This window comes from Bacillus sp. 1A (assembly GCF_052682215.1).
This window is the reverse complement of sequence record NZ_JBQYLZ010000001.1, coordinates 5,034,772-5,052,462: the sequence shown is the minus strand read 5'-3', so window position 1 is coordinate 5,052,462 and position 17,691 is coordinate 5,034,772. Positions and strand designations below refer to the sequence as shown.

Here is a 17,691-nt window from a genome sequence, read left to right as displayed (position 1 = left end):
ACTTCTTTTTTTGTATTAAGACTCTGTTGTAACAGCATTTCCATCTGCGTGAGGTGTATCTCCTCCGGTATTTTGTTGTTGTTCTTGTTGTTTGTGTTGTTCTTCTTCAGCTTTTTTTCTAGCAGCCTCTTCTTCGGCTTTCTTTCTAGCAGCTTCTTCTTCGGCTTTCTTTCTAGCGGCTTCTTCTTCAGCAGCCTTTTTCTGAGCTTCTTCTTGTTGTTTACGTTGTTGTTCTTGTTGTTGCTGTTGCTCTTGTTGTTTACGCTGCTCTTCAGCAGCTTTTTTCTGAGCTTCTTCTAGTTTTTGTTTATCTTCATTAGCTTTTTTCTGTACTTCCTCATCAGCTTTTTTCTTAGTTTCTTCGTCAGCCTTCTTCTTAGCCTCTTCTTCAGTTTTCTTAGGGTCTGGAGTTCCGCCAGGTGCAGTGAAGGATGCACCAACTGCAGGGCTTGTTCCAGTACCCTTTTTCGCTACTACAGAGAAGCTGTAAGTAACGCCTGGTTTAATGCCACCAAGAGTAGCTTTCGTACCACTTATTGATAGGCTACCACTTGAACCGTCAGTCGCTTTATAGCTTGCTGCATACGCATCAACTTCTGTTGGTCCAGACCAGTTTAGTGTAACAGTACTAGCGCCATCGAAAGTGACATTAAGACCACTAGGTGCATCTACTTTAATTTGTTTAATTGCATCTTTTTTCGCACCTTTTACGTATAACTCTCCGTTTATTTCTTGTACAGAAGAAGGACGTTCGAAACGGGATTTATCTGTAGCGAATTTGCTCATCATTACTTGGAACATTTGTTGTGCAATTCTAGTATAACGATCACTAATGTAGTTTTCTGGGCCATTTTTTTCGTAACCAGTCCATACTGCCATTGTATATTGCGGTGTATATCCAGCGAACCAGCTATCTCTGTTTGCATCAGCTGGAATACCATATTTTTTAAGAACGTCTTCATCAAAGTTTTGTGTTCCTGTTTTACCGGCAACATCAACACCTGAAACGTATGCTGTTGGACCAGTACCGCCAGCACCAGGTTTTACTACGTCACGAAGAACGTCAGTCACCATGTAAGCTGTGTAGTCTTGCATCGCACGTTGTTCTTTCGGTTTAAAACTTTTCTTTTTCCCATCTGGGAAGATAACTTCTTTTACGAAGTGCGGTTTATTGTAGTTCCCACCGTTACCAAAGGCTGCATATGACCCCGCTAATTGTAATGGAGAACTATCGTTACTACCAATTGCTGTTGATTCATATGTTTTGCCGTCTTTAAATGTCATACCTAAACCTTCAGCAAACGCTTGTGACTTAGGAAGACCAACCGCTTGAGCTGTCTTTAAAGCTGGAATGTTTAATGACTTTTTCAAAGCTTCACGTAGTGAAACGTCACCTTTGTAACTATTTGTTGCATTTCGTATTTTTTTACCAGTGGAATACGTATACTCTGAGTCATTTAATTGATGATATGTAGACCATTGTAAATTCTCAATTGCTGGACCGTAGTCGAAAATTGGTTTCATTGTTGAACCAACTTGGCGTTTTAAATCAGTGGCCATATTATGACCTTTGAAAGTAGACTTACTTTCTTTACGCCCAGCTCCAATTGCTCGAACTTCTCCAGATTGTGTATCCATAAATACGAATGATCCTTGGAATTGATCGTTCGGATACTTAATAAGATTGCCATCCATAATTTTTTCAGCGTAATCTTGAGCATCTTGATCAAGTGTTGTATGAATCGTTAAACCATCTGAACCGATATTTATATCGGGATATTCTTTTTCAACTTCTTTTACAACAGCATCTAAAAATGCTTGATACTTCATCTCAGTTACTTCTGAAGCCGGTTGAAGACCCTCAGTTACAGAGATTTTCATTGCGTTATCCATTTCATCTTTTGTTATATAACCATGTCGATTCATTAATGACAATACGACATTACGACGATTTGTTGCTCGTTCAACATTTTCCTTTTTGGTTGGATCATAAATGTTTGGACCTTGGGGTAAACCAGCGAGCATAGCAGCTTCATGTAACTGTAAGTCTTTTAAATCTTTGTTATAATATTTTTGGGCTGCTGTTGCAATACCGTACGAACGGTTACCTAAGTTAATCTTATTTAAGTACATTTCTAAGATCTCATGTTTAGAGTATTGTTGCTCTAATTTGTAAGATAGGTACCATTCTTGTACTTTTCTCTTCGCAGTTTTGTCCATCGTTAGAAAATAGTTTTTGACTACTTGTTGTGTAATCGTACTACCACCTTGAGATCCGAACCCTCCAGTGACATTTTCCATAACTGCTTTTGTAGTTCGTTTAAAATCAATTCCATTATGATCATAGAAACGTGAATCCTCAGTTGCAAGGAATGCACTTTCAACTACCTTTGGAATTTGATCATACGTAACGTGGGTTCGTTTTTCAGCACCGTATTCATAGAAAAAGTTCCCATTCTTATCAAGAAACTTTGTTGATAAAGGATTGACAAGTTTTGATTTGTCTAATTTTGGAGCGTCCTTCACCATAACAAAGAAAGCGGAAACGCTAGCTATAAGACCAACGATACCAAGAAGTAGACAACCTATAAGGAATTTTTTAAAAAAGGAGCCCTTTTTCTTTGGTTTTTTTTCTTTATTTGTTTCTTGCTTTTGATTTTGATTTTTTACATGATTTCGTTCTGTACGAGAACGATAATTATCTGACATTATACTTTCTCCTACCTTTCATTCTCTCCCCAAAAGTCGAAAAAAGAGCCTTAGTGATGACTCTATCACGAAAAATAAACCGTGTCTAGTACACGGATATAATCAATCCGAGGGTGATAACCGCATGATAATAAAGATCCATGCTCTTCTATTTCTTCTTTCGTAATCGATTTCCGTCCACCAGTATTTTGACGATTCCAGAATGCAATAATATGTTTTGCATCTAGTAAATAAAGTTCATCAAAAAGTGTAAATTTAATAATAACAAATGCAATTCCATCATGAACGATTACTTGCTTCATATGTTCAATTTGATGAAGGTGGAAGTTTTGAAGTGGAAAGCTGGTTTTATTTTTTGTTTCTTTCGCTTCAAAATCGATGTATTTCCCTTTGTATACACCGTTGTAATCTGTTGTAGAAGGTTGTTTAAAATACGCTTCTTTTACCACTGCAGCACTTCGAGCGGGGTAATCTACTTTTACAATTTGAAGAGGTGTAGGTTTTTTATGTACACATGCAATATTATGGGTTAAGTAATATTCATTTGTTTCATTCAATTCCTCTTCAAGGGACATACCTCTATTACTATAAGTATGTTTTTTAATTGGTGTTTTATGAGGTTGTGAAGCTTGATTGTACCGTTTTCCGTTTGGGTAACGAATGGTCATAGTGTGTCCACTCCCAACTTGCTAAGAATTACTTACAAAGGTGATTATAACAAAAAATGAAAAAAGATGTGACCTTTTTGAAGAAAGGTATGATGACTTATTTATGTTTACATGGAATGATTATGAGAAAATTAAACAATATCGTAAAAATATGGTTTGTACAGACGAAGAAAAAACAATCGTTTATAACATTAAGAGGAAAATAGAAATGGCTAATATGGACAACATTTCTCGAACACAGTCTTATCAAGAATATTATGTAAGGAACAGTGAAATTAGGTGGGCCTTTTTAGCAAGTATGGTCTCGAGAAATGCGGGATGGAATATGACTGATTTAAAAGGGAGATATTATGCTACTGTTTTACCTCAAACAGTAAAAAAACATTTGTTTCTGACTTATGAAGAAGCGAATTGGATTATTTTTTTAGATGCATTTCCTCAGCTATTGTTATACGAAGAAAGTAAGAGGAGGCAGGTACCACTATTCCATTTGTTACAATATTTTAACGTATCAATTTTCATGGAAAAAGAATGGATTTATTTTTGGGAAAAAAAAGATATAAATAGGCTCATGACAGCGCTTATTATAAATGAGCAAAATAAAATTCAAAAACCAGTTATTGAGAATGCATATTTTAAAAAACATGTATTCCATACTGCACTTTTTAAATTGCAAGAAATGCTTCATATTAGTGCTGTTATTTTTCCGACTGTTGAAGGGAGGATGTATGGTTTTTCAGTTTATCAATTTGAAACGTTACAAAAGCGTATAGAACTAGGGCAGAAATTAGCGGAGTTACTGTTTCATCCGAATTATAAAAGTTTATTCCATAGGTTTGCATTGCAAACTATACACACAGGATCAAGAGCAGATTATGAATATTATGTAAGAGAAGCTAGAAAATCTTGTACGCCAGCCCTTAGAGAGGTTTATCCTGTCGTTGCACATAAGGAAATAAGTATGAGAGATTGGTTTTGTAGAGATAAGGAAATAAATGAGTTGTTTCTACTGGAAGAGTATAAGGGTGAAGTTGATATAACAGAATGGTATAAAAGAAAGAGGGAGCAAATCTATGTTGCTTCTATCGTAAATCGTTTTGTTAAAAGGATGGATGAGTTCGTGATATAATAAAAAAGAAGTCCCGTCTTCATAAATGAAGACGGGACTTCTTAATGTGAAGTAATCCTGCCGTGTATGCTAAGAATTTAATCTCAAAACGTAATGAATATAAGAGATTAAGGATGCTTCAGAAATTAGCTTTTTGTAAAAGCGCTAAAGTCTCACTTTATCCCGCTACTTGCCGGGCAGTAAGACCCACGTCTCAAAATTCAGTGAAAGCAAAGAATTTAGGTGTGGATCAACTGCCCGTAAAAGCCCGATTGAGAAGGCTAATAATCAGTGGGGATGAACAAAAACCCCGCTGACTAAAGTTTCACTTTATGTAGCAGGGAAGTTTGGACCATCTAACTTAGGGTTGCCAGTCTCGGGTTTATTTTGTTTGTTTTGTTTTTTCTTTTTTTCGTTTTTGTTCTTTGGCATTTTCATACACCTCCTTTTTGTATTGTTACCATTTCTATAAATGACATACAAAATGATTTCTTTGACGAATAACAACTAGTTTTGTCATGTGAGCAGGAGTGAGGAGTCATTCGGCGAAATTACATGACAAAGGAAAAGCAAAGAAGGGGGCGTTTTGTATATGGCGATGGTTCAGAAGGAAGATGTAATGAAAACAATGGATCAAATGTTAAGTTCTCTCGATTTGCTGGAAATGAATATAGGGATTAGAACGAATCATGCATTGAAGGATACGAGTGAAAAAATATGCAATAAAATAGAAATAACAGAAATGCATATTGAGCATATGGAAAATAAATTAGTGCACCACGAAGAAAAAGGGAATTGGGTGAAGGCATTTCAAAACGTCGTAGTGAGTGCATAATAAGGTGGGAATAAAATGAAGTATGAAGCATTAATACAATCTTCAGAAAAACTCATGCAGTATAATAATGAAGCGAATGTGAAAAAAAGAGAAATGATTGAGTACGATTTTTATAAGGATATGAAACCATTTGTAGATATAGTAGATGAGGAATTAAAAGTGTGGAAAGAATTAGCTTATAAATGGATTAAGGAAGAAAAACCGAAGTATATACATGTACAGCAAATTGATCAAGTGTACGATAATTTACAGACAAATGTTTTGCAATGTTTTGTAAATAAAGGCAAAGGTAAGCGATTCTTTGAAACACATCAAGCCATTTCGTATACTTTGCAAAATATAATTGAGCAATGTAAGTAACAAGAGGGGAAACCCTCTTGTTTTTTTTATGCTTCTGTCATTGTTGTAGGCTTTGTTGCACCGTTTATTTCTAATTCTTTTATTAATGTTCGGTAATCTGAAATGCATATTTTTCCTTCGAGATACCAATGTCTCGCAAAGTCTAACAATTCATTTACATTCTCTGTGTAATACCCCTTTTTTTGAGAAAACGCTTGTTTTAAATCCCCTAATACCATGTTGATTCCTCCCCCATGAGAATCTTCTTCTTCACTATCATAGCATGGAAGGGTTTTCTTTTTTAATTTTTTAAAAATTTAAACTTCCGACAAAAATAGACAGAGACTCCGCCACACAAATTATTTTACAAGTACATATTATATATGTAGAAACTTATGTGAAGGAGGAGAGAATGCATGTTTCAACAATCTAACGTATATCAGCAATCTAATCCATATGCACAGCAAAATATGTACCAATATAATACGGATACATATTTACGGTATAATATGTATCCTTTCGAGCCTAATTATGGAAATCAAAATTATTACCAGCCATTTGAAGTGTCGTTTATGAATCAACCACAACAACAGCAGCAACCCCATACGAATCAACAACAGCAGCCCTATATGGATCAACAGCAGCAACCCTATACGAATCAACAACAGCAGCCTTATATGGATCAACAGCAGCAACCCTATATGGATCAACAACAGCAACCTTATATGAATTCACAATACTATATGCCACCACCATCTCCCTATGGAAATCAACAAGCGATGTTTTATCCACCAAAACAACCGTACCCGACGCAGAATAAACAAAAACAACAACAGCAACCGAGTCAATTTTCTAGTTTTGTTTCCCAATTTAAAAACTCAGATGGTAACTATGATGTAAATAAAATGATGAATACAGCTGGACAAATGATGAATGCGATGAACCAAGTGACAGGTATTGTAAAGCAAGTTGGAGGTTTTTTTGGTAAGTAATCTTGGGGGTTGTCTATAAAAAGCATTACGTATAAAGCAGATGGCTAGACAAATTTCCTTGTAATAAATGGGTATATATAACAAACGGCTTTCTCTCTTTTCTCATATTGTAAAGTGTAGTCAGATTTTTTTAACGAGAGAGGAGAGAAAAAACTATGCATCATTGTCATCCTTGTTTTGGAGGGCATAAGCCTGTAGGACCTATCTGTACAACTGCTCCTGTCATTCATCCGACGAAACAGTGTGTAACACATTCTTTTTCAACAACGGTGGTGCCACACATTTTCCCAACGCATACAACACATGTTCATCATCAACAAATTAAAAACCAAAACTTCTTCCCACAAACAAACTCGAATGTAAATGTTGTAGACCCGATCGACCCAGGGTTCGGCGGCGGATGTGGACCATGTGGTCATGGACATCATGGACATCACGTATCACCATTTGGACCAGGACCAAATGTATCTCCATTCGGACCAAACGTATCACCATTCGGACCAGGACCAAACGTATCACCATTCGGACCAGGACCAAATGTATCACCATTCGGACCAAACGTTGGTGGAATATTTAAAAAGTAAATGATATGTTAGAACTAGCGAAATGCTAGTTCTTTTTTTGTAATTGGAGTGTTGATATGAAAGTTATTGCTGTAACGGGATATAAGCCATTTGAACTTGGTATATTTAAAAATGATCATCCAGGGGTGGAATGTATAAAAAAAGCATTGCATCGAAAATTAACTACTTTTGTAGAAGAAGGTTTGGAATGGGTGATAATAAGTGGGCAGTTAGGAGTCGAATTATGGGCTGCTGAAGTTGTTTTTGAAATTCAAGTAGAATATCCAGATCTAAAATTAGCGGTATTTACTCCGTTTTTAGAACAAGAAGAAAGCTGGAAGGAAGATAACCGTGAATATTACGAATGTATTCTCTCTCAAGCAGACCATATTGATAGTATTACGAAACGGAAGTACGAAAGCCCGGAACAATTTAAATTAAAAAATCAATTTTTTATTGAAAAAAGTGATGCACTTTTAGCTGTATATGATGAAGAAAAACCAGGGAGTCCCAAATATATTGTAGAAGCAGCAAAGAAAAAAGGAGAAATAGAAAATTATCACAGTTATTTTATTCTTTTTTCTGATTTACAAGATATAATAGAAGAGGAACAGTGGAATAATGCTGAGTAATATGTAATATAGTACTCGTATATATGATTGACAAAAGGCATTGTTTCTGAAAAAATTTAGGTAATGAAAGTTTTGGCAAAAATTTGAGGTGAAGAAAATGATTTCGGATAAAATTAAATTAACGGCGAAAGATATTTTAGAAAAAGAATTTAAAACAGGCATGAGAGGCTATCAACAAGAAGAAGTAGACAAGTTTCTTGATATGATCATTAAAGACTATGAAGCTTTCCACAAGGAGTTTGATCAATTAAAGCAACAAAATGCTCGTTTAAAGCGTGAATTAGAGGAACAAAAATTAGTAGCAACGCAAGTGCCACAACAACCAGTTGTACAAACACCAGTTGCACAACCTGTATATAACAACACGAATACGGACATTTTAAAACGTCTATCTAATTTAGAAAAAGCTGTATTTGGAAGTAAGTTATACGAATAATTTTTAGTGGTAAAAAGATTAAAGCATTTTACATAGAAAAAAACATTGCAAAATCTTTTTGTTTCCACTATACTAATGGATGTCATAACGTTTGGGTAATCGCTGCAACGCCAACGTTGTAGAGGAAAGTCCATGCTCGCACGGCCTGAGATGGCTGTAGTGTTCGTGCCTAGCCAATTCATAAGCTAGGGTATTCTGGCTGTAAGGCTGGTTTAACGGCAGGGAAAAAACCTAAGTCCTTTCGGATATGGTTTGACTACCTTTAAAGTGCCACAGTGACGAAGTCCTTGAAGAAATGATAGGAGTGGAACGAGGTAAACCCCACGAGCGAGAAACCCAAATAATGGTAGGGGAATCTTTTCCAAGGAAATGAACGATGGGAAAGGACAGGTTATATAACCTGTAGATAGATGATTGCCACCGGAGTACGAGGCGTGGGCCGTTTGCAGTACAAAGGAACAGAACATGGCTTACAGAACGTTATGAACCAACTATGAAATAACTCAGCTCTCCTTTGTTAGAGGAGGGCTTTTTATTTGTATGAAGTTATAAATTATGAGTTAAAATGGTTAATGAGAAAATTCTTCGTAAAATGTAATGATTAATAGGACAAATTGCTATTAATTATTGTTTAACTATACATAAGAGGTGAATGCAAATGGGAAAAGTTACTTTAATTGCAACAGCGGCAATGGGTATTGAAGCGTTAGTTGCCCGAGAAGTTCGTGATCTTGGTTATGAATGCCAAGTGGAAAACAGCAAAGTAACATTTGAAGCAGATGAAAAGGCGATTTGCCGCACGAACTTATGGTTACGTACTGCGGACCGTGTGAAAATTAAAGTTGGCGAATTCAAAGCGACAACATTTGATGAGCTGTTTGAAAAAACGAAAGCATTAAACTGGGGAGATTATATTCCAGAGAATGGAGAATTCCCTGTAATTGGTAAATCGTTAAAATCTGAGTTGTTCAGTGTTTCAGATTGCCAACGTATCGTTAAAAAAGCTGTCGTTGAAAAATTAAAAACAACATATAAACGTACAACTTGGTTTGAAGAAGATGGTCCGTTATTCCGTATCGAGATCGCAATGCTCAAGGATATTGCAACATTAACAATTGATGCAAGTGGTGTTGGACTTCATAAACGTGGATACCGTATGGATCAAGGGGAAGCCCCATTAAAAGAAACATTGGCTGCGTCTTTAATTAAGTTAACAAACTGGAAGCCGGATCGTCCTTTCGTAGATCCTTTCTGTGGATCAGGTACAATTCCGATTGAAGCAGCATTAATTGGACAAAATATTGCACCAGGATTTAACCGTGGCTTCGCATCAGATGAGTGGGGCTGGGTTGGTAAACAAAACTGGCGTGAAGCTCGTCAAGAAGCTGAAGATTTAGCGAATTATAATCAACCACTACAAATCATTGGATCAGATATTGATCATCGTATGATCCGAGTTGCTCAAGATAATGCAGAAGAAGTGGGCTTAAGTGATTTAATTACATTTAAACAAATGCAAGTAAAAGATTTCACGACAAAAGAGGATTATGGCTATGTTGTAACGAATCCTCCATACGGAGAACGTTTAAGTGAAAAAGCACTCGTTGAACAATTGTACAAAGAAATGGGACAAGTATTCCGCCCATTAGATACATGGTCAGCGTACGTATTAACAAGCTACGAAGCATTTGAAAAGTGTTATGGAAAAGATGCATCGAAGAAACGTAAACTGTTTAATGGATTTATCCGTACAGATTACTACCAATACTTCGGAAAACGTCCACCGCGTAATTCATAGTATAAAACTCCTCCAGCGCGCATATACTGGCTATTATGTAATGCGTAAAGGAGGACGTGATATGGATAGTTTCCAATTATCTATGATTCAAAAAGCTATTCATCGTACGTATGATGAGATCGGGAAAGAAGTGGATAGCCAAGGTGCGATTGTAGAGGAAATACAAAAAGCACAAGAAGAATATTTGTCAGCTCTTTCACACGAAACAGCGATTGATAAACGGTATTTAAAGTCATTAATATAGAAAAAAATTTTCCTTTTTCGAAAGGAAAATTTTTTTTCGTGTATTTCTATGTATGGCAACAGGGGAAAGTGGCTGCACACATATGAGTAGTAGTTGCTATATCTTTTTATAGAAAAACTTTTTGGTTGGAGGCTAAGGATGTTTACTGAGAAGAGATTACCATTTGAAGTAGGAAAACAAGATAATTTTTATGATAAGTTGAATGAATGGATTGGAGATGTGTTTTACGATATCCTTCCGGAAAAAGGCTTTGAAGAGCGTGATGAACAAATTTTTATGGCGTTTCAATTAGAGCGTGCTTTCCAAGAAAAGAAAGTAATGTTCGCAGAAGCGGGTGTAGGAACAGGGAAAACAATTGTATATCTTCTATATGCAATTTGCTATGCGCGTTATACTGGAAAACCAGCTATTATCGCTTGTGCTGATGAAACGTTAATTGAGCAGCTTGTGAAAGAAGAAGGAGACATTGCTAAGTTATCTGAAGCATTAGGACTATCTGTTGATGTTAGACTTGCGAAATCAATGGATAATTATTTATGTTTACGTAAACTTGAAGATGTTATGAGTGGACGAGCTCCAGAAGTAATTGAAGATGTATACTACGAATTACCACAGTTTGTATTCGATCATGGTACGATGCAAAACTTTACTCACTACGGCGACAGAAAAGAATTTCCACTTTTAAATGATGAGGAATGGTCAAAAGTAAATTGGGATTACTTCCAAGATTGCTTCACTTGTGATTCTCGTCATCGTTGTGGTCAAACTCTTTCTCGTGAACATTATCGTAAAGCGGCAGATTTAATTATTTGTTCTCAAGATTTCTACATGGATCATATTTGGACGTACGATGCTCGTAAGCGTGAAGGGCAAATTCCGTTATTACCTGAAAGTAGCTGCGTTGTATTCGATGAAGGACATCTTGTAGAATATGCAGCTCAAAAAGCTTTAACATATCGTTTAAAGCAAACGATGATGGAGCAACTTTTAACAAGATTGTTGCAAAATGATATTCGTGAAGAGTTTGCACATTTAGTAGAAGAAACAATTTGGCAAACAGAGCGATTCTTTGATGTGTTACAAGAAAATAAAAAGGACATCGCCGGTTCTGATCGTTTAGAAATTACTGTGACAGAAAAAGTAACAGCTGAAGCGAATAGACTTTATGCGAAAATTGGTGAAGTCGGTGATGCATTAGTATTTGAAAGTGAAATGCATACAGTAAACACGTATGATTTAAATATCGTTGATGAACATTTAGATGTATTAGAACATTCACTTCGTCTGTTCATGCACGAGAAAAATGTAATTACATGGGGTGAAGAAGGTGATGGAGCCTTCACGTTAGTGATTATGCCACGTGCAGTTGAAGAAGTATTACAAGAGAAAGTATTCTCGAAGAAAATCCCGTATATTTTCTCTTCTGCTACATTATCTAACAACGATTCATTCGCATTTACAGCAAATAGCCTAGGGGTAAAAGATTACTTATCATTCTCAGTTGCCTCACCGTTTGATTATGCAGAGCAAATGGCAGTAAACTTACTATCGCATACGAAAGAAAATGAATGGGAAAGAAAGTGTCAATATACACTTGAAAATATACAGAAAACAAATGGACGTACACTTGTATTATTCCGTACAACACAAGAACTTGCAGCGTTTAAAGAATATGTAAGTAAAGAACAAATGTCCGTTCCGTTCCTATATGAAGGGGATCAAGAAATTAGTCAGCTCGTTTCTCGTTTCCAAAATGAAGAAGAGACTGTACTTTGTGCTGTTCATTTATGGGAAGGTTTAGATATTCCTGGTTCATCATTATCGCATGTTATTATTTGGTCATTACCATTCCCTCCAAACGATCCTGTGTTTGAAGCGAAGCGTAAACATGTAAATAATCCATTCTGGGATGTAGATGTACCGTATATGATTTTACGTCTTCGTCAAGGGATTGGACGTTTAATTCGTACGAGCGACGATAAAGGGGCTATATCAATCTTCTTATCTGATACAGAAGATGAGAAAGTGATAGAAGCGGTGAAAAACGTACTACCAGTAGAAGGTAAAGAATTATAAGGAGAAAGCTTGGCGCTTGCCAAGCTTTTTTTCTATTATAAAAGGAATTTAGGTTTCCATGTCGAATTAAGTTTGAGGTAGAAAAGGGAGGTTTTATACGATGACAGTAGCTACATATGAAGTAGAAAAACAATTTTTAACATATGTGAAGAAGATACAAAATTACGGTGAAGCATTAAGCTTAATGTTTTGGGACTTAAGAACAGGTGCACCTAAAAAAGGTGTAGACCAGCGTTCAGAAGTAATTGGTATGCTTTCATCAGAAGTGTTTGTCATGTCGACTTCAGATGAGATGGGAAATTATTTAACAGAGCTTGAAGCTTTAATAAGTGAAAATAAACTTTCTGAAACGACGAAGAAAATGGTTGAAGAGTGTCGTAAAGAATATGATAGAAATAAGAAAATTCCACAAGCGGAATACGAGGCGTATGTGAAATTAGAAGCGAAAGCGGAAAGTGTGTGGGAAGAAGCTCGGGAAAAATCTGATTTCGAAATGTTCCGTCCGTATTTAGAACAAATAGTTGAATTTAAAAAGAAATTCATTACATATTGGGGTTACGAAACATATAAATATAATACATTATTAGATATGTATGAGCCAGGTATTACAGTAGAAGTGTTAGATCACGTATTTGGTCAACTTCGTGAGCGTATCGTTCCGCTCGTAAAAGAAATATCGGAGTCACAAAAGAGATTAAAGACAAGTGCTTTATCAGAACATTTTTCAAAAGAAAAACAAAAGAACTTTACATTAGAGTTATTAAAGCAATTGAATTATGACTTTGAAGCAGGTCGTCTTGATGAAACGGTACATCCATTTGAGATTACATTAAATAGAGGGGACGTTCGCATTACAACACGCTATGATGAAAAAGATTTCCGTATGGCAGTGTTTGGAACAATTCATGAATGTGGCCATGCTGTATATGAACAAAATATTGCAGAGAAATTCGAAGGTACACCGCTATGTAGTGGAACTTCTATGGGTATTCATGAGTCACAATCATTATTCTTTGAGAACTTTATCGGTCGTAATAAATCATTCTGGAAGAAAAATTATGATTTATTAAAAGAGTATAGCGATGGTCAATTCAATGATATATCAGTAGATGAGTTTTATGATGCGATTAACGAATCGAAGCCATCGTTCATTCGTATAGAAGCAGATGAGCTTACATATCCGCTTCACGTCATGGTTCGTTATGAACTTGAGAAAGAATTATTTGATGGTACATTACAAGTGAAGGATTTGCCAGCGGCTTGGAATGATAAGATGGAAGCATATTTAGGAATTCGTCCGGAAAGCGATGCACAAGGTGTATTGCAAGATGTTCACTGGGCTGGTGGTTCATTTGGATACTTCCCATCTTATGCGCTTGGTTATATGTATGCAGCGCAATTTAAGCAAAGAATGTTAAAAGACATTCCGAACTTTGATGCATTATTAGAAGAAGGAAACGTAACACCAATTCGTGAATGGTTAACAGAAAATATTCACCAATACGGTAAAACGAAAAAGCCACTTGAAATTTTAGAAGATGTGACAGGTGAAGGATTAAATGCAAACTACTTAGCAGATTATTTAGAAGCGAAGTATAAAGAAATCTATGAGTTATAAAAAAGAGCTGCTTACTTGCAGCTCTTTTTTTCAAGGGGGATAGAAGAATGGATTATACATATACAGTAATGACGCAAGAAGAAGCAGAAGAAATTGCATATAACTGGCATTATGAAGGGAGGTATTCCTTTTACGATATAGGTGCAGATGAAGAAGATTTAGCTGAGTTTTTACATGATGAGAGTAGAGGAGATCATACATTTTCTGTGAAGGAAAACGGCACTCTCATTGGTTTTTTTACTGTTTGTAAAATAAATGATGGAACGGTTGATATAGGTCTTGGAATGAGACCTGATATAACTGGAAATGGATTTGGTTTACAGTTCGTAAACGCTGGACTAGCTTTTAGTAAAGAAAATATGGTTGTAATTATATAACGCTATCAGTAGCGACATGTAATGAGAGAGCGATTAAAGTGTATAAAAGAGCAGGATTTGAAGCTGTTGGAACGTTTATACAGAAAACAAATGGTAGTTGTTTTGAGTTTTTGAAAATGAATTATATATGTAAAAATGATTAAGAAACAGAGGGGGATCTTCTGTTTCTTTATTTTGATTTAGAAGTATAGGATACATATTTTTGTACTTGTTGTAATTGGGAGTTTTGAAATTTTGACAGAGGATGTGTATGATTGAACTTTAGTAGCAAATAGCAGGTTTAGCAAGGAGAGGTAGAATGATTACAATTAAAACGAAAAATGAAATAGATTTGATGCATGAATCTGGGAAATTACTTGCTTCATGTCATAGGGAAATTGCCAAAATGATGAAACCAGGTATTACGACAAAAGAAATTGATACGTTTGTTGAAGCATATTTAGAAAAGCATGGTGCAATATCTGAACAGAAAGGGTACAACGGGTATCCATATGCGATATGTGCATCTGTAAATGCTGAAATGTGCCACGGGTTTCCCGCCGATGTTCCTTTAACTGAGGGTGATCTTGTAACAATTGACATGGTAGTAAACTTAAATGGTGGTCTTTCAGATTCTGCTTGGACGTATAGAATTGGAAATGTTTCTGATGAAGCAGAAAGGTTATTGTTAGTAGCTGAGAATGCTTTATATAAAGGGATTCATCAGGCGCTGATCGGTAATCATGTAGGAGACATTGGCTATGCAATTGAAAGTTATGTAGCTACTGAAGGTTTTTCGGTTGCAAGAGACTTTACGGGGCACGGGATTGGTAAAGAGATTCATGAAGAACCAGCAATTTTTCATTTTGGAAAGTCAGGACAAGGGCCTGAGTTACAAGAAGGGATGGTTATTACAATTGAACCGATTGTAAATATAGGTATGCGATATTCTAAAGTAGATTTAAATGGATGGACTGCGAGAACGATGGACGGGAAATTATCAGCTCAATATGAGCATACAATTGCGATTACAAAAGATGGGCCGATTATTTTAACGACACTTTGAAATATTATGTAAGAGTTTACAAAACTCGAACGAAAACAGTTCTTTTTAAAATTTTGTACGTGTTTTTTCGATAAATGCTTTTCAAAGTATAAAAAGTGCGTTATAATCCATCTATAAAATAAATAGTTAGCTACACTCATATAATCGCGGGGATATGGCCTGCAAGTTTCTACCGAAGTACCGTAAATACTTTGACTATGAGTGAGGACGAATATATTTGCTTGTTTAGCATTCTTTTTTGCGAAACTCCAAAAGCGCGTCTCTCACTTGTAACGAGTGGTGGCGGCTTTTGGAGTTTTTTATTGCATAAGAGGGGGAACAAACATGAAAGTATTACAAGAAAAGATTTTGAACGAAGGAAAGGTTTTATCTGGTGACGTATTAAAGGTAGATGCATTTTTAAATCATCAAATTGACCCAGTACTTATGCAAGAGATCGGAAAAGAATTTGCTAAACGTTTTAAAGAAGAGAACATTACAAAAATCGTGACGATTGAATCTTCAGGCATTGCACCAGCAGTTATGGCTGCATTAGAGCTTGGTGTAAAAGTAATCTTTGCAAGAAAACGTAAATCGTTAACGTTACAAGATAATATGTACGTTGCAAACGTATATTCATTTACGAAACAAGAAACGAATGAAATTTCATTATCTCGAAATCATATCGATGAAAATGATCGTGTTTTAATTATCGATGACTTTTTAGCAAATGGTCAGGCTGCTTTAGGTTTAATGAGTTTAGTAGAGCAAGCAGGAGCAAGTATTGCAGGAATTGGTATTGTTATTGAAAAAGCATTTCAAGATGGAGGAAAGAAGCTTCGTGAACAAGGAGTTCGTGTTGAGTCACTAGCAGAAATTGCATCACTTGATAACGGCACAGTTACATTTGTACAGCAAGAAACTGCGGAGGTGAAATAAACGATGAAGCAACATCCATTTAAAATCGCATCGCTTGGTATGCAGCATATGCTTGCGATGTATGCTGGCGCAATTATCGTTCCGCTTATTGTGGGCGGCGGACTAGGCTTAAATCAAAAAGAGTTAACGTATTTAGTCTCAATTGATTTATTAATGTGCGGCGTTGCGACGATTTTACAAGCATTATCAAATCGCTTTTTCGGTATTGGGCTCCCAGTTGTACTAGGTTGTACATTTACAGCCGTTGGGCCGATGATTGCAATCGGAAAACAATACGGCGTGTCTTCTATTTATGGAGCGATTATTGCTGCCGGGTTATTCGTTGTTATTTTTGCGAAATTATTTGGAAAGCTTGTAAAACTGTTTCCACCTGTTGTAACAGGATCTGTCGTTACCGTAATTGGAGTTACACTTGTTCCAGCAGCGATTAATGATATGGCTGGAGGAGTAGGAAGTAAGGATTTCGGTAGTCTTGAAAATTTAGCATTAGCATTTGGTGTGTTACTATTTATCATCATTATGTATCGTTTCTTTGACGGATTTATTCGTTCAATCTCTATTTTACTAGGTCTATTGTTCGGTACAATCGTTGCAGCGTTTATGGGGAAAGTAAGCTTGCAAGCGGTTGGAGAAGCGGATTGGTTCCATGGTATTCAGCCATTTTACTTCGGTACACCAACATTTGAATTAACGCCAATTATTACGATGATTCTCGTTGCTTGCGTAGGGATTGTAGAAGCAACAGGTGTTTACTTTGCATTATCTGATATTTGCAATAAAAAGATCGGTGAAAAAGAATTAACAAAAGGTTATCGTGCAGAAGGATTAGCGATGGTGTTAGGTGGTATTTTCAACGCCTTCCCATATACAACATACTCTCAAAACGTAGGGCTTGTTCAATTAACTGGAGTAAGAAATCGAGTTATTATTTATACTTGTGGTGGTATGTTAATCGTTCTTGGGTTCATTCCAAAAATCGCAGCTATTACAACTATTATCCCGAAATCAGTACTTGGCGGTGCAATGTTAGCGATGTTCGGTATGGTAATGGCATATGGTATTAAAATGTTAAGTAGTGTTGATTTCGGAAGACAAGAAAACTTATTAATCGTTGCATGCTCTGTCGGCATCGGACTTGGAGTTACAGTCGTTCCTACATTATTCTCGCAACTTCCAGAAAGCATTCGTATTTTAACAGATAACGGAATTGTACTTGGAAGTGCGTCAGCAGTACTTTTAAATATAGTATTTAATATGGTGCCGCAGCGTAAAGTAAAAGAAGAGCCAGTGTCTATGCAAAGTGCAGTAAGGGAAGCATAAAAAAGCAAGGTCT

General features: G+C 36.2%; 18 protein-coding genes, 1 other RNA gene, 1 pseudogene and 1 riboswitch. Of the genes and pseudogenes, 16 read left to right on the top strand and 4 right to left on the bottom strand.

The genetic code is table 11. The features are described 5' to 3' along the window. Nucleotides 1-15: 15 nt before the first annotated feature. Both ACUN0F_RS25755 and recU read right to left on the bottom strand, forming a co-directional pair. On the bottom strand, nucleotides 16-2,709 hold the full coding sequence (locus ACUN0F_RS25755; RefSeq protein ID WP_264462463.1) for a PBP1A family penicillin-binding protein: 2,694 nt from the start codon (nucleotides 2,707-2,709) through the stop codon (nucleotides 16-18). 65 nt (nucleotides 2,710-2,774) lie between these two features. Continuing rightward, on the bottom strand, nucleotides 2,775-3,377 hold the full coding sequence (recU, locus tag ACUN0F_RS25750; RefSeq protein WP_046958934.1) for a Holliday junction resolvase RecU: 603 nt from the start codon (nucleotides 3,375-3,377) through the stop codon (nucleotides 2,775-2,777). Nucleotides 3,378-3,480: 103 nt separating this feature from the next. Between recU and ACUN0F_RS25745 the strand changes: the two genes are divergently transcribed. Next, on the top strand, nucleotides 3,481-4,506 hold the full coding sequence (locus tag ACUN0F_RS25745) for a DUF2515 domain-containing protein (protein WP_264462464.1): 1,026 nt from the start codon (nucleotides 3,481-3,483) through the stop codon (nucleotides 4,504-4,506). Nucleotides 4,507-4,815: 309 nt separating this feature from the next. On the opposite strand, the gene ACUN0F_RS25740 is transcribed toward ACUN0F_RS25745, so the two are convergent. After that, nucleotides 4,816-4,992 (bottom strand): phage portal protein, encoded by a 177-nt coding sequence (locus ACUN0F_RS25740; protein ID WP_080345072.1) that lies wholly within the window; start codon nucleotides 4,990-4,992, stop codon nucleotides 4,816-4,818. An 85-nt stretch (nucleotides 4,993-5,077) separates the two neighbouring features. Here ACUN0F_RS25740 and ACUN0F_RS25735 point away from each other — a divergent pair, with 85 nt between their 5' ends. Together ACUN0F_RS25735 and ACUN0F_RS25730 are read left to right on the top strand one after the other, a co-directional pair. Continuing rightward, entirely contained in the window at nucleotides 5,078-5,320 is a 243-nt protein-coding gene (locus ACUN0F_RS25735; RefSeq protein ID WP_046955206.1) for a hypothetical protein, read from the top strand. A 15-nt stretch (nucleotides 5,321-5,335) separates the two neighbouring features. Continuing rightward, a complete protein-coding gene (locus ACUN0F_RS25730) occupies nucleotides 5,336-5,680 on the top strand; it encodes a YppE family protein (RefSeq protein ID WP_445540407.1) in 345 nt (114 codons plus the stop codon). Between the two features lie 26 nt (nucleotides 5,681-5,706). Here ACUN0F_RS25730 and ACUN0F_RS25725 read toward each other — a convergent pair whose 3' ends face one another. Next, nucleotides 5,707-5,898 carry a YppF family protein gene (locus ACUN0F_RS25725; protein ID WP_000242661.1) on the bottom strand — a complete coding sequence of 64 codons (192 nt, stop codon included), beginning with the start codon at nucleotides 5,896-5,898 and terminating at the stop codon, nucleotides 5,707-5,709. Nucleotides 5,899-6,075: 177 nt separating this feature from the next. On the opposite strand from ACUN0F_RS25725, the gene ACUN0F_RS25720 reads away from it, so the two are divergent. The 13 genes and pseudogenes from ACUN0F_RS25720 to pbuX all read left to right on the top strand — a co-directional run bounded on the left by ACUN0F_RS25720 (nucleotide 6,076) and on the right by pbuX (nucleotide 17,678). Further along, nucleotides 6,076-6,651 (top strand): YppG family protein, encoded by a 576-nt coding sequence (locus tag ACUN0F_RS25720; RefSeq protein WP_088082998.1) that lies wholly within the window; start codon nucleotides 6,076-6,078, stop codon nucleotides 6,649-6,651. A gap of 155 nt (nucleotides 6,652-6,806) precedes the next feature. Then, nucleotides 6,807-7,235 (top strand): spore coat protein, encoded by a 429-nt coding sequence (locus ACUN0F_RS25715; protein WP_445540406.1) that lies wholly within the window; start codon nucleotides 6,807-6,809, stop codon nucleotides 7,233-7,235. A 56-nt stretch (nucleotides 7,236-7,291) separates the two neighbouring features. After that, nucleotides 7,292-7,846, top strand: a complete 555-nt coding sequence (locus tag ACUN0F_RS25710; protein WP_000862919.1) for a DUF1273 domain-containing protein — start codon at nucleotides 7,292-7,294, stop codon at nucleotides 7,844-7,846. Nucleotides 7,847-7,943: 97 nt separating this feature from the next. After that, nucleotides 7,944-8,282 (top strand): cell division regulator GpsB, encoded by a 339-nt coding sequence (gpsB, locus tag ACUN0F_RS25705; protein ID WP_000622425.1) that lies wholly within the window; start codon nucleotides 7,944-7,946, stop codon nucleotides 8,280-8,282. Nucleotides 8,283-8,369: 87 nt separating this feature from the next. Further along, an RNA gene (gene rnpB / locus ACUN0F_RS25700) (RNase P RNA component class B) lies at nucleotides 8,370-8,760 on the top strand. 180 nt (nucleotides 8,761-8,940) lie between these two features. Beyond that, a complete protein-coding gene (locus ACUN0F_RS25695) occupies nucleotides 8,941-10,080 on the top strand; it encodes a THUMP domain-containing class I SAM-dependent RNA methyltransferase (protein WP_000521230.1) in 1,140 nt (379 codons plus the stop codon). Between the two features lie 61 nt (nucleotides 10,081-10,141). Continuing rightward, nucleotides 10,142-10,324: a DUF3921 family protein gene (locus tag ACUN0F_RS25690; RefSeq protein WP_000376888.1), complete on the top strand. Its 183-nt coding sequence runs from the start codon at nucleotides 10,142-10,144 to the stop codon at nucleotides 10,322-10,324. A 138-nt stretch (nucleotides 10,325-10,462) separates the two neighbouring features. Beyond that, nucleotides 10,463-12,400: an ATP-dependent DNA helicase gene (locus ACUN0F_RS25685; protein ID WP_445540405.1), complete on the top strand. Its 1,938-nt coding sequence runs from the start codon at nucleotides 10,463-10,465 to the stop codon at nucleotides 12,398-12,400. 100 nt (nucleotides 12,401-12,500) lie between these two features. Then, on the top strand, nucleotides 12,501-14,018 hold the full coding sequence (gene ypwA, locus ACUN0F_RS25680) for a carboxypeptidase (RefSeq protein WP_000215108.1): 1,518 nt from the start codon (nucleotides 12,501-12,503) through the stop codon (nucleotides 14,016-14,018). A gap of 47 nt (nucleotides 14,019-14,065) precedes the next feature. Then, nucleotides 14,066-14,538 (top strand): annotated as a pseudogene (locus tag ACUN0F_RS25675) (GNAT family N-acetyltransferase). A 155-nt stretch (nucleotides 14,539-14,693) separates the two neighbouring features. Beyond that, the gene (locus tag ACUN0F_RS25670) at nucleotides 14,694-15,440 is read left to right on the top strand and encodes a type I methionyl aminopeptidase (RefSeq protein WP_000628434.1); all 747 of its coding nucleotides are present in this window, start codon (nucleotides 14,694-14,696) and stop codon (nucleotides 15,438-15,440) included. A 116-nt stretch (nucleotides 15,441-15,556) separates the two neighbouring features. Then, a riboswitch (purine riboswitch) is annotated at nucleotides 15,557-15,658 on the top strand. A 106-nt stretch (nucleotides 15,659-15,764) separates the two neighbouring features. After that, nucleotides 15,765-16,358, top strand: a complete 594-nt coding sequence (locus tag ACUN0F_RS25665; RefSeq protein ID WP_000866483.1) for a xanthine phosphoribosyltransferase — start codon at nucleotides 15,765-15,767, stop codon at nucleotides 16,356-16,358. 3 nt (nucleotides 16,359-16,361) lie between these two features. Further along, entirely contained in the window at nucleotides 16,362-17,678 is a 1,317-nt protein-coding gene (gene pbuX / locus ACUN0F_RS25660) for a xanthine permease PbuX (protein WP_264462466.1), read from the top strand. Nucleotides 17,679-17,691: the final 13 nt, after the last annotated feature.